16 protein-coding genes are annotated in these 11,969 nt (G+C 64.6%); all 16 read left to right on the top strand.

Annotated elements, in window-relative coordinates:
• The first annotated feature begins 110 nt into the window (after positions 1 to 110).
• The 16 genes from FJ967_RS22065 (at position 111) to FJ967_RS21990 (ending at position 11,956) form a co-directional block, all read left to right on the top strand.
• Positions 111 to 1,148 carry a toprim domain-containing protein gene (locus tag FJ967_RS22065; protein WP_140733930.1) on the top strand — a complete coding sequence of 346 codons (1,038 nt, stop codon included), beginning with the start codon at positions 111 to 113 and terminating at the stop codon, positions 1,146 to 1,148.
• A gap of 341 nt (positions 1,149 to 1,489) precedes the next feature.
• Complete coding sequence (locus FJ967_RS22060; protein ID WP_140733929.1) at positions 1,490 to 2,416, top strand: DUF2493 domain-containing protein; 927 nt, start codon at positions 1,490 to 1,492, stop codon at positions 2,414 to 2,416.
• A 60-nt stretch (positions 2,417 to 2,476) separates the two neighbouring features.
• Positions 2,477 to 2,932 (top strand): hypothetical protein, encoded by a 456-nt coding sequence (locus FJ967_RS22055; RefSeq protein WP_140733913.1) that lies wholly within the window; start codon positions 2,477 to 2,479, stop codon positions 2,930 to 2,932.
• A 204-nt stretch (positions 2,933 to 3,136) separates the two neighbouring features.
• Positions 3,137 to 3,304, top strand: a complete 168-nt coding sequence (locus FJ967_RS33470; protein ID WP_008877981.1) for a hypothetical protein — start codon at positions 3,137 to 3,139, stop codon at positions 3,302 to 3,304.
• Positions 3,305 to 3,439: 135 nt separating this feature from the next.
• Positions 3,440 to 3,880: a hypothetical protein gene (locus FJ967_RS22050; protein ID WP_140733912.1), complete on the top strand. Its 441-nt coding sequence runs from the start codon at positions 3,440 to 3,442 to the stop codon at positions 3,878 to 3,880.
• 622 nt (positions 3,881 to 4,502) lie between these two features.
• Positions 4,503 to 4,829 (top strand): DUF736 domain-containing protein, encoded by a 327-nt coding sequence (locus tag FJ967_RS22040; RefSeq protein ID WP_140733910.1) that lies wholly within the window; start codon positions 4,503 to 4,505, stop codon positions 4,827 to 4,829.
• A 174-nt stretch (positions 4,830 to 5,003) separates the two neighbouring features.
• Complete coding sequence (locus tag FJ967_RS22035; protein ID WP_140733909.1) at positions 5,004 to 5,264, top strand: DUF2285 domain-containing protein; 261 nt, start codon at positions 5,004 to 5,006, stop codon at positions 5,262 to 5,264.
• A gap of 132 nt (positions 5,265 to 5,396) precedes the next feature.
• Positions 5,397 to 5,645, top strand: coding sequence for a DUF6499 domain-containing protein (locus FJ967_RS33775; RefSeq protein WP_140733908.1), 249 nt, complete (start codon positions 5,397 to 5,399; stop codon positions 5,643 to 5,645).
• Complete coding sequence (locus FJ967_RS22025; protein ID WP_246675347.1) at positions 5,617 to 6,162, top strand: DUF2285 domain-containing protein; 546 nt, start codon at positions 5,617 to 5,619, stop codon at positions 6,160 to 6,162. Before FJ967_RS33775 ends, FJ967_RS22025 begins: the two co-directional genes overlap by 29 nt.
• A 141-nt stretch (positions 6,163 to 6,303) precedes the next feature.
• Entirely contained in the window at positions 6,304 to 6,585 is a 282-nt protein-coding gene (locus FJ967_RS22020; RefSeq protein WP_008877975.1) for a helix-turn-helix domain-containing protein, read from the top strand.
• 17 nt (positions 6,586 to 6,602) lie between these two features.
• Positions 6,603 to 7,763 (top strand): replication initiator protein A, encoded by a 1,161-nt coding sequence (locus FJ967_RS22015; RefSeq protein ID WP_140733906.1) that lies wholly within the window; start codon positions 6,603 to 6,605, stop codon positions 7,761 to 7,763.
• Positions 7,760 to 8,248, top strand: a complete 489-nt coding sequence (locus tag FJ967_RS22010) for a DUF2840 domain-containing protein (RefSeq protein ID WP_140733905.1) — start codon at positions 7,760 to 7,762, stop codon at positions 8,246 to 8,248. Before FJ967_RS22015 ends, FJ967_RS22010 begins: the two co-directional genes overlap by 4 nt.
• Positions 8,245 to 8,790: a S26 family signal peptidase gene (locus FJ967_RS22005; RefSeq protein WP_140733904.1), complete on the top strand. Its 546-nt coding sequence runs from the start codon at positions 8,245 to 8,247 to the stop codon at positions 8,788 to 8,790. The genes FJ967_RS22010 and FJ967_RS22005 overlap by 4 nt, the downstream gene beginning before the upstream one ends.
• Positions 8,791 to 8,860: 70 nt before the next feature.
• A complete protein-coding gene (locus FJ967_RS22000) occupies positions 8,861 to 9,196 on the top strand; it encodes a DUF736 domain-containing protein (RefSeq protein ID WP_140733903.1) in 336 nt (111 codons plus the stop codon).
• Positions 9,197 to 9,199: 3 nt separating this feature from the next.
• Positions 9,200 to 9,973, top strand: a complete 774-nt coding sequence (locus tag FJ967_RS21995) for a lytic transglycosylase domain-containing protein (RefSeq protein ID WP_140733902.1) — start codon at positions 9,200 to 9,202, stop codon at positions 9,971 to 9,973.
• A 243-nt stretch (positions 9,974 to 10,216) separates the two neighbouring features.
• Positions 10,217 to 11,956, top strand: coding sequence for a VirD2 family relaxase/mobilization nuclease (locus FJ967_RS21990; RefSeq protein WP_140733901.1), 1,740 nt, complete (start codon positions 10,217 to 10,219; stop codon positions 11,954 to 11,956).
• The last annotated feature ends 13 nt before the right edge of the window (positions 11,957 to 11,969 follow it).

The raw sequence follows: 11,969 nt of genomic DNA, 5'->3' as shown, positions 1-11,969 counted from the left end.
TCGTGGAAGCTCAGGATGTTCGTGCCGATCGACGCCAACGGGCTCGCCGTGCTGGAGCGCGTGCTCGACCGCTTCCCGATCGAGCGGGTCAGTGAGCGGGAGGCTGCATGATGCCGCGTCGCGATGCATCCGAACTGGCACATCGTCTCGGCGAACATGCCGAGGCGGTGTGCCGCCAGTATCTGTCCAATGGCCGTCGCCAGGGCAATTATTGGACGGTCGGCGATGTCCGCAACGCAACGGGCCGCTCCATGTTTGTCCGGCTCAGGGATTCCCCAAAGGGGCCACCCGGCAAGTGGACCGACGCCGCGACGGGCGAGCACGGCGACCTGATCGACGTCATCCGTGAATCCCTCCGTCTGGTCGACTTCAAGGACGTCGCCGATGAAGCACGGAGCTTTCTCGCCATGCCTCATACCGAGGCAGAGCCCCGCCAGGAGGGAACACGCGTCCCGGCGCCGACCGGATCGACGGAAGCGTCACGGCGGCTTGTCGCCATGTCGAAGCCAATCATCGGCACGCTGGCGCAAACGTATCTGCGCGGGCGCGCCATTACGACTTTGCACGGAACCGGATCGCTTCGCTTTCATCCGCGCTGCTACTATCGGCCGGACGATAATGGACCGACCGAGACCTGGCCGGCCATGATCGCCTCCGTCACCAACCTCGACGGACATCTGACCGGCGCGCACCGCACCTGGCTCGCACCGGACGGCTCCGGTAAGGCACTCGTCGACACACCGCGTCGGGCAATGGGTGACCTTCTCGGTCACGCCGTCCGCTTCGGCCAACCCGGCAGCGTCATGGCGGCAGGCGAAGGCATCGAGACGACGCTATCGCTCAGATGCGCCTTGCCCGACATGGCGATGGCGGCGGCACTCTCGGCCGCCCATCTTGCCGCCATCCTGTTCCCTCCGAACCTGCGGCGGCTCTATGTCATCCGCGACAACGATCCGGCCGGTGACGGTGCCCGAGACAGCCTGCTCGAGCGCGCGACGGACGCCGGAATCGAGGCGATCGTGCTGTCGCCGGAGACGGAGGACTTCAACGAAGACCTCCGCCATTTCGGACTTGCCGCCTTCCGGGCCTCGATTGCGGACCAGCTCATGCGCAAAGATCGCATCCGCTATCTGACACAGGCGGCATGAGCCGTGAGGGAAACGCCCGGCGCACGGTGCCGGTGCACCGCATGGATGCGTGACCCGCCGGCAGAGAACCGCGACCCGGCCTTCAAGAGGGCGATCGGGCCCACGAACTGGCCGGCCAGGCAATGGCGGCGGCCGACTATTTTCCGGCGGCGCACGACTGCTCGCGAATGGCAGCGATTGGGCGCGACGCCTTTCCATCGCGAGGCAAAATAGCCGGCCGCCGCCATCCTCCGCTGCGCTCCGGCCCTCCGCTTCGCTACGGGTGTCGGACCGTCCCGCCAGTGGGCTCTCGTCGCCATGAAGGCCGCGAGGGTCGCGGTCAAACCGACGGGAGCATCTCCATGAGTGAGCACGACGACCGTGAACCGCACCACGCCGCTTCTCCGACCGATCACATCCTCACCGAACTCCAGCTCTATGGCTGGCGCCCATTTGCTGACGAGCCCGATCCGCGACCGCTCCCCGGTGGCGACCACGTGGCCGGAGCCGTGGCCGACATCTTTGACGCCCTCATCGCCACCCTGGCCGACACGCGCCTCGAACCCGACCTCGATGACCTGCTCTGGTCCGTCACCAATGTCTTCCACCGAGCTGTACAACGGATCGAGCGGCAACTGGACGACAACGAGCAGGCCCAGCGCCGCCTGCAGCGCGAACAGGACGGCACCGAGATCAAGGCGGTTGAACTCGAGACACTCACCGCCCAGGGCCAGACCATGATCGAACGGCGCGACGCCTTCGAGCTCATGCGCGACCAGGCCGCCGACCACTACGACCAGTACACCGGCTCGGCCTGGCGACCGCGCACGGGGTCGATGGTCAACCACCACCATCTCACCGCCGCAATGATCGATAGCCGCGACTTCCTCGCGGCCAGGCGGCGCGCGGAAACCGAGGTCATCTTACCCGCTGGCCCGAAGATCGCCTTCTCCGGCGGCGATACCGCCGATCACGAGCTGATCTGGGCCAAGCTCGACCAAATCCGCGCCAAGCACCCCGACATGGTGCTGATGCACGGCGGATCACCGAAAGGCGCCGAAAAGATCGCCGCCCGCTGGGCCGATCATCGCAAGGTGCCGCAGGTCGCCTTCAAGCCCGACTGGAGCAAACATGCCAAGGCCGCTCCCTTCAGGCGCAACGACCAGATGTTGGCGGTCATGCCGATCGGCGTCATCATCTTTCCGGGCACCGGCATTCAGGAGAACCTCGCGGATAAGGCCCGCAAGCTCGGCATCCCGGTCTATCGGCTCGCAAACGGCGGCGCGTAAGCGCCGTCGGAACCTACGCCCTCCTATAAATAGCCGGGGAGGCACGGCATTCTTCAAGCCATGTCGCTCGTATCCTTTCCCAAAAGCTTCACGCCGGACATCGCGCTCGCCGACACCTTCTTTCGCAATGCCGCCGCCCACCTCGATGGCGCTGACTGGGCGGCGGATCGAGGCAGGAACAATGCGGCCCTTCACGCAATCGCCATCGCCCTTGAATTGCTCCTGAAGTCGCATCTTCTCAGAACAGCGACCGATGATCGCTGGAACCGCCGCCATATCGGGCACGATCTCGACAAGGCGGCTCGTTACGCCGCGAGAGCGGGATTAGGCCTGCCACCGCAACTGCACAGCGTCATCGCCCAGCTTCATCCTCATTTTCAGCGTGGCGGCTTCCAACGGGATGCATCGCGATCATGCCCGTCAGGTTTCTCGCTCGACGCCCGCCACATCGCGCGGCAGCTTGCTCAAACGCTCCTGGAACAAGAGCGTCGCGTCAACAACGCCCGCTGCTCCTGACTTGAAGATGACCGCACCCCGCAATCCATTGCGCTGATCCTTGGTCCAGCCGATGGCCTAAAGCCATCAACCCGCAAGGGGTCGGACTACGCGAAGCGTGCCGCCGCTCCGGCTTCGCCTTCGCGGTGATCGCGGCCATCGGCCGGACACATCGGGCGCCTGTCAGCGGGGGAGGGTCCTCCGCTTCAAACAGGAGCCGGATCGATGTCCTTCGCCGACGCACATGCCTTCGCCTTCAGCCTTGCCGCCACTCTCATGGTCACCATCGTCATCTTTCGTGCCGGCGACGGCACTCTCTCGGTCGTGCCGGCGAACGAGTATGACGGCGACGACACCGCCATCATCGGCGAAATCGACCCGTTCGCCCCATGACGGGGCGGACATCGCGCCTGGCGATGCAAGAACACCGGCGGGTTTCGCCCGCGCTTTTCCTTTGCTATGCTGTGCACTGCGCCAGGTGGTGGTGGAAGGCGCAATCGCCTGAGCTATTCTCTCGGAGACACCACCATGATCATCCTCGGCATTCTCCTTTGCATCGCGGCCATCGGCATCTTGTGCTGGTTGCTCTTCACGCTTGCTATCGTCGCCCTCCCGTTGTTCGTCGGCGTCAACGCAAGTACATGGGCATTCAACACCGGTGCCGGCTGGCTTGGCGCGATCCTTGTCGGCATCCTCGCAGCCGGGTTGACGCTCGGCGTCGGCCAAATCCTCCTCGGCGTTATCAGCTCAATGTGGGCGAAGCTGGCGATCGCGCTGGTCTTCGTCGCTCCCGCGATCGTTGCCGGCTACCATGCCACCCATGGCATCGCGAAGCACATGATGCCTTCGGAAATCTGGCAGGTCGTCTTTTCGGTCATTGGTGCGGTCGCCGTCGGCGTCACGGCATATCTGCGGGTCGCGGGCATGGCCGCCGCCGACCAATCCGGTAGGGAGATCGTTCGAGCTTAAACCCGCGCGAGCGAGGCGGGTGGACCAGACCGATGAAGGCCTAGCCTCCTCGTCATCATCGATGGTTGGGCAATCGGGCTACATGCCAAGGATCGAGCAATGGGCAATCCGGCTCGGCTTCGTTTGAAATCTTGGACTTTGTGTTCGGTCGATGCCGCAAGGCAGGTCCGACCAGTCGGTGGCGGGATGGCAGCGCGACCGGTCGCCGCGTCGTTGGAGGTGCGTGGGGTTCCCGGCGCCTGGAATGCGTGGGCGATGCCAGTGAAGCCTGTAGCGATCTGCTGGAGGCGCGTTGGACGCCAAAGTCTCCGTTGCCAATCTGACCCAGGAGCGCTCCAAACGGCCTCTTCAATGGGCTGATCTGCCCGAAGGACGGCTGAAGCCTCAACCGCCTAAGCCGCAACGGCGCATCTCGACTTTCTTCCCCTGCCGGCTCCCACCCCATGCCGAAAGCGCATGGGGACCCCGAGCGCCGCCATTCCTCGCGAGACAAGAAAGTCGTTCCTGCGCCGTCCTCCGCGTTGCTTCGGTCGCAAGCGATGCGTCGTCGGTCGCCTCCGGCCAAGTGATCGCCATCGAGGCCGCATGGTGCGGGCTCGGGAACAGAAAATGGAGACTTACAATGGCTACCATCGGCACCTTCAAGAAGTCCGCCTCGAACGAGTTCACCGGTGAAATCGTCACCCTCAGCGTCCAGGCCAAGAACGTGCGCATCATCCCCGACACACGCGCCACTGGCGAGAACGCTCCCAGCCACCGGGTGGTGGTCGGCCGCGCCGAGATCGGCGCCGCCTGGTCGAAGACCTCCAACGAGGGCCGCGACTACCTCGGTCTCAAGCTCGACGATCCGAGCTTCAACGCCCCGATCTACGCCAACCTCTTTGACGATGAGGAAGGTGAGGGCTTCTCGCTCATCTGGTCCCGCCCGAACGCGCGGCGGGGGGATTAAGGCCCCGCGCAGGCCCTGGCCGGAAGGCCGGGGCCTTCTTCCGCGGAGGCCGGTTCATCCCACTCAAGTCCAGGCGATGCCGAAACCGCATCGCGTGATGCTCATCGACCATGCTCCGCTGGCAAAATTGTTTCTATAAAATGCAGTCTTACTCTGTGAAGACGAGGGCAAGCGATGATCGAGCCATTTGATGACACCGCGCCGACGGGTGACGAACTCACCGAATACGATCAGGAGCACGTTAAGCTCTATGCGCGCCTTCTTGACGCCGCCGACGACGGCGCGGACTGGCGCGAAGTTGTTGAAATTCTCTTCGGCATTGATCTGACGAAGGAGCCACAACGCGCCCGGCGCATCCATGACAGCCATCTGGCGCGAGCCCGCTGGATGGCGCGTGCTGGCTACCGCCATCTCTTGCGTCAACCCGGCAGCTAGCACCCGCTCCTGTCGTTCCCGGGTGATGCCGATACGGCATCACCCGATGCCCGGCGAGGGTCTTCCGCCAATCGCTACAACCCGGAATTGTTTTGAGGCGGGGTCTACGCGTTTCTTGCGAGGAGCTCTTGGATGAGGCCGGATACATCGCATTGGCGAGACAATGCCAGCTATGATTATTTCGATACATTACCCATCGAAGGGCTCGCCTGGGAGTGTCTGCGGCGTCACGAACCCTATCAACGGCACTACCAAGCGCTCCTGACGACAAGAGCCGAAAAAGCACCCTTCCACTCTGAGACACAGCGGCTGTGGGGGTTGCGATTTCCCGGCCAGGCCGGATTTGTCCGCCTTGGCGCAAGACGTTCTGTGGTCGCCTGACGGCGATCCAGCTGTGGTTTCTCTCGTGCCGGCGCCGGAATTCCTGTCGTCGTTGCGATCGGCGCCTCTGACCGGTCTGGGGGCGGTCCACGACAGCCCGGAAGGACGTCACATCGTCCACAGTGCAGGTGTCGCGACCCAACTTCTCCTTTTGCCGGGCAGTGATCCGCACGGCCACCTGGCGGCGCTGATCCCCTTGGATACAGAAACGTTGGGACGGATCGAAGCACTCACCCGTTTCTGGCGTTCCTTGCAGGGGCGCCCCACACCTTCGGACACGCGTATGACCCCGCAGCAGCGCCGCCGCTTTCGACTGATGATACAGGCCGCTGACGGCCACTCGAATGGCGCGAGCTACCGCGACATTGCGATCGCCCTTTACGGGTTTAAGCGCGTCGCCGCCGATCCTTGGAAAACGTCCGCGCTGCGCGATGCGGTGATCGGTCTCGTCGAAGGCGCCACCGCCATGATCGGCGGCGGCTATTTGCAAATCCTGCGTCATCGCCGTCGACCGTAGCGGTTCTGGCCCCGGACGAGGGGGTGGGATTTTCGCCTCCCTCAACTTCCCCATCCCTTGCGAAGCCCATTCTCCGCCACCCTGGTCGCCGTCCACCGCTGAACGCCAGCGGCTGCCCAAAACCCCACGGAGGTCCGACCCATGCGACCCGATATCGCCGTTTTGCCGCCGCGCTTCCTGCGCACCAAGGAAGCCGCGGATTTCCTCAGCCTGTCCGCCCGCACGCTCGAAAAGCACCGTACCTATGGCACTGGTCCTTCCTACCGCAAGCTCGGCGGCCGTGTCGTCTATGCCGTCGACGACCTTCAGGCTTGGGCCGAACGCGGCGCTGTCACCTCTACATCCGACCCGCGTGGATCGGTCCTGCCGGCCAAGCGTCACACATCGACGCCGCCGGCGCACGGCGGACGATACGCACGCTGACCGCGCGCGGATTTCAAATGGCGGCGCGAAACCAATCCCTTTCGGAGCGCGGGCAACTCGACCTGTTCCGGGCGCTGCCTGGCGACTTCGCCCCACGAGACGCGCAGGATCTCATGGCCTATCCGTTCTTCTCCCTTTCCAAGACCCATCGCATCACCCCGATCGATTTTGCCGCGGGCAACGTCACGATCCGGGTCGAAGCCGTACCCGATCATGGGATGGCGACCATCTGGGACGCCGACATCCTGATCTGGGCCGCGAGCCAGATCGTCGAGGCGCGCGACACCGGGCTTCGTACCTCGCGCCTGATGGCCGCCACGCCCTATGAGATCCTCACCTTCGTCGGCCGCGGCAAGAGCCTGCGCGACTATCAACGCCTGAAGGCGGCGCTTGACCGGCTGCAGTCGACTACCGTCTCGACGACCATCCGTCAGCCTGCCGAGGGCAGGCGTCACCGGTTCTCATGGATCAACGAGTGGCAGGAGCGCATCGATCGCCATGGTAAACCCGCGGGGATCGAGTTGATCGTCCCCGACTGGTTCTACCAGGCAGTCCTCGATGACGCGCTCGTGCTGACGATCGATCGTGCCTATTTCGACCTGACTGGCGGGCTGGAGCGCTGGCTCTATCGGCTGGTGCGCAAGCATGGCGGACGCCAGCGCGACGGCTGGCGCTTCGACTTCCGTCACCTTCACCAGAAATCCGGCAGCCTGTCGCCCCACAAGCGCTTTGCCTTCGAACTGCGCGACATCATCCGCCGCCAGCCGCTGCCCGGCTACACGCTCTTCCTCGAAGTGGAGATTGGCGGCCGGACGCTGCTCGCCTTCGAGCGGATCGCCTCCTGTGGAAAGCCTGTGGACGGCCTCGTGCTATCGGGAACCGGACCTATCGTGCCATCGGGAACCGCAGGCTCGTGCTATCAGGAACCCAAACGGGGCCTAACCCTAGGAAACCAAACCCGAAATCGCGCCCTTAACTTAGACTCTAACCCAGAGTCTAACTTTGAAGAGCGCGCGCGCGATGTGCAGAGGCTCGTACGGCGAGCCAGCGACGCACTCAGCATAGACACCGACAAGACCTCGAATGCGCCATCGGTTTCTGGCGGCAGCAGCACGGCAACCAACGCTTCCGAACCTCCGACTCCGCCTCTTGATCCACGCTCGGGAGGCCCCCGATGATCGCTGCCCCGCACCACGCTCGCGACGAACTCGTCCATGTCGAACTGACCTGGGTAGAGAAGAAAATTGAGAACTGGATACGCTTCGGCACCCACGCCCAGGAACAGATCGTTGATCGTCGCCGGCGCATCCTCTCCTATCGCCCCGGCGCGGCCTTCGCCTTTGTGCGCTGGGCGGCGAACGACTTCGGAACGATCATCTCACGCATCGATATCGTGCGTGCGGTCGCGCGTGGCGAAGCCTATCAGACACTGCCCTTCGTGCGCCCCGGCGGCGACATCCTTCTGAAGGTCGAGAGCTGGCCCAAGGTCGAACGCGTGCTTCAGGCGATCGACGATATCCAGCGCCTCGACATCGAGCCTGAGTTGGTGTCGCCCGATCATTGGCGGCACATCCACAACCGGATAACCGCCGGCCACGCGCCTCGCAGCTACACACTCGACCAGCATCGCGCGTTCCTGCTGCGCAAGAGGACCGAGCGGTGACGCGCGCCGGGATCATCCTCGCTAGCGTTCTCGCAACCATGGGCGTCGGTTATCCCGGCCTCACTTCGATGCCCACGAAGCTCATCTGGAATGCGTCAGCCAGCGCACCGATCGGCTTCTACACGGTCGACTTCGACGGACCCTTCGAGGTCACAGATATTGTCGCTGTCGACGCGCCCGAGCCACTCGCGGCGTTCCTCGCTGATCGCGGCTATCTGCCGATGGGCGTGCCACTCCTGAAGCGAATCCTTGGCGTATCCGGGCAAATTGTCTGTCGCTCAAACCTCACCATCACCGTCGATGGCGTCGAGGTGGGCGTGGCGCTCGAACGTGATCGTGCCGGCCGTGGCCTGCCTGTCTGGCAGGGTTGCCGCCGCATCCCGAGCCGCGAAGTCTTCCTGATGAACAAGCAGGTCCGCGACAGCCTCGACGGCCGTTACTTCGGCCTCATCTCCACAGCCCAGATCATCGGCCACGCCGTCCCGCTGTGGACAGACGAGGGCGGCAACGGCCGCTTCGAATGGCGCGCGCCAACGCGGTGAGCGTGCGACCGGCGGCGCTCGTCGTGCCGCCAGCCTTCATCACCGCACAACTCTAGAACAGGAGCCTGACATGCAACAGATTGGGGAATTCACGCGCCAGAAGACTGGCTATAGCGGGCGCATTCACACGCTCAGCCTCAACCTCGATGTCGCCATTGTGGCGGCAGAGGCGAGCGAAACGGAGAATGCGCCTGACTACCGCGTTCACGCCGGAAGCGAGGACGGCCCCGAGATTGGTGCCGGCTGGAAACGCTCCAGCGAAAAGGCCGGAGACTACGTCTCGATCCAGCTCGACGACCCGACCTTCGCGCAGCCGCTACGCGCGAACCTGTTTCGCAATGGCGACGACAAGACGTCCTGGTCGCTGCACTGGGCGCGACCGCGCGACCGCAGCGAGAAGGAGTGAACGATGCGCGCTCGCCGTCCGTCGACGAGCCATGGCGGTGCGCCGGGGCGGCTTCGCGCTGCCCGCCGCATGGCTCTCTTCCTCCTTTGCGGCCTTTCCGTCGCGACCGTCACGCCGGCGGAGACAGTCGCGCAGGACTTGGCCGTCGCGCGATCGTCGCAGCGCGATCCGTTCGGCGCGCACATCGCAGAAGCCTCGCACCGCTTCGGCGTTCCGACCGCGTTGATCCGCGCCATTATGCGCAAGGAGAGTGCGGGCGACGTGCGCGCGGTCTCCAGCGCCGGCGCCCGCGGCCTGATGCAGATCATGCCCGGCACATGGGATGATCTGCGCGCTCGCTGGTCGCTGGGCCGGGATCCATTCGATCCCCGGGATAACATCCTGGCAGGAACGGCGTATCTGCGCGAATTGCGCGATCGCTTCGGCTCGCCGGGGTTTCTGGCAGCCTACAACGCGGGACCTGCACGCTATGAAGCCTACCTCACCGGGCGTGCGTTACCGGCCGAGACCCGCGCCTATGTCGCAGCACTTGCCCCCTTGATCGGTGAAAGCGAGGGTATGCGCCCTTTCGCAGTCACGTCTGTCGAGGCCATTCCCTGGAAGCACGGCTCGCTCTTCGTAGGTCAGCAGGATCGCAACCAAGCTGTCGCTCTCGTGCCGACCGAGCGACCACCAAATGACGCGAGCTCTGCACCCACCGTGCGCGATGTCTCCGCCATCGTGCCGCTGTCCGAGGGCCTCTTCGTGGCGCGAGCGGGCGAAGGGATCCAGCCATGAGCGCTTATGGCCGTTTTCGCGCAACCGCAAGGTCCAGCGCACCGTGGCGTGGGTGGAGGCGGAAGGTGGGCAGAACAACCGGAAGATGGCGAGATAAAAGGCCGCGAGGTGCGGCGTCGATCGGTTGTGTAGTTTCAATAGGTTATGCCGCATTTCCACGAGGCGCGAAGAGTTGGCGCACCTCGCCTAAACACTTGTTTAGCTCTGATTTCAATGCGTTGATACGATGTGCGGATACTCGACATGAACGGTGAGGATGGTTTTCGAATCCGGCCCGGCCGCATCCGCTCATCGGGCGCCCAGCGGGCCAGGCCCTTCATCGCGCAGGCGCTTGCCGCCGCCCAGAAGGCCGGCGCCCGTGTCTCACGCACCGGCCCGATCAATCCGGGCAATCGCTCGACCTTCGGGCGTGGCCGCACCGCGAGCGTGCGCGCCAATCGTCTCCTCACCAGCCGGTCGCGCACCGTGATCATCAAGACACGGCTGGTGCGCCATCACGCGCGCGGCGCCCCGCTTGCCGCCCATCTCACCTATCTGCGCCGCGAGGGCGTTACCCGTGACGGGGAGAAGGCACAGCTATTCGGGCCGGAGGTGGGTGAGGTGGATGGCGGTGCTTTCGCCGAGCGGTGCGGCGATGATCGGCACCACTTCCGGTTCATCGTCTCGCCGGAAGATGCCGTCGACATGGCGGACCTCAAGTCCTTCGCCCGCGATCTAATGGGGCAGATGGAAAAGGACCTCGGCACGAAGCTCGATTGGGCCGGCGTCGATCACTGGAACACCGACAACCCGCACCTTCACATCATCCTGCGCGGCCACACTGATGACGGGCAGGATCTCGTGATCTCGCGCGACTACATCAAGGAGGGGATGCGCGCCCGCGCGGCCGATCTCGTTACCCAGGAGCTCGGCCCGCGCAGCGATCTCGACATCCGTCGCAATTTGCAGCGCCAGGTCGAAGCCGAGCGCTGGACCCAGCTTGACCGGCAGCTTGTTCGCGACGGCCGCGACACAGGCGTCATCGACCTTGCCGCCGCCCCGAACGCCCAGCCCGACGAGTATCTCGTGCTGAAGGTCGGGCGGGTGCGCAAGCTCGAAACCCTTGGACTTGCCGTACAGGTCGGCCCGGGCCAATGGATGATCGACGAGAAGGCCGAGGCGACGCTGCGCGAGCTTGGCGAGCGCGGTGACATCATCAAGCGGATGCATCGCGCCCTGACAGAGCAGGGCATCGAGCGCGGCGCGTCGAACTATGTGCTGGCGGCGGAGCGCTTCGACACGCCGATCGTGGGTCGGCTGATCGACCGCGGTCTCGACGATGAACTGAAGGGCACCGCGTACGTCGTGGTCGATGGCACCGACGGCCGCACACATCACATCAAGCTGTCCGACCTCGATGCCGCCGGCGACAGCGCTCCGGGTTCGATCGTCGAGCTGCGCAAGTTCCATGACGCGCAGGGACATGGGCGCGCAGCACTTGCTGTCCGTTCCGATCTCGACATTGAGCAGCAAGTTACCGCCGCCGGCGCAACCTGGCTTGACCGTCAGAATATCGCTCGCGAACCGATCGCACTCTCGGAAGGTGGCTTCGGCGCCGAGGTGCGGCGCGCGGTGCAGCGCCGTGCCGACCATCTTGTCGAACAGGGCCTGGGCGAGCGGCAAGGCCAACGCATCAGCTTCACCCGCAACCTGATCGACACGCTGCGTCGACGCGAGTTGGAGGCGCTCGGCCAAAAGCTCTCGACCGAAACCGGCCGGCCCTTCAACCGCGCCCGGGGCGGCGAGTACGTCACCGGCTCTTACCGGCAGCGCTTCACGCTCGCCTCCGGTCGCTTCGCCATGATCGATGATGGCCTCGGGTTCCAACTGGTGCCTTGGACGCCGTCCCTGGAAAAGCATCTTGGCCGCCACGTCTCTGGCGTCGCTCGCAATGACGACGGCATCGACTGGAGTTTTGGCCGCAAACGAGGCCTCGGCCTCTAACCTCATGTTGAAG

Source organism: Mesorhizobium sp. B2-3-4 (genome assembly GCF_006442315.1).
In the GTDB taxonomy this organism is placed as follows: domain Bacteria; phylum Pseudomonadota; class Alphaproteobacteria; order Rhizobiales; family Rhizobiaceae; genus Mesorhizobium.
Note: the sequence above shows the minus strand (reverse complement) of the source record. Positions and strands in the feature narration are given on the sequence as shown.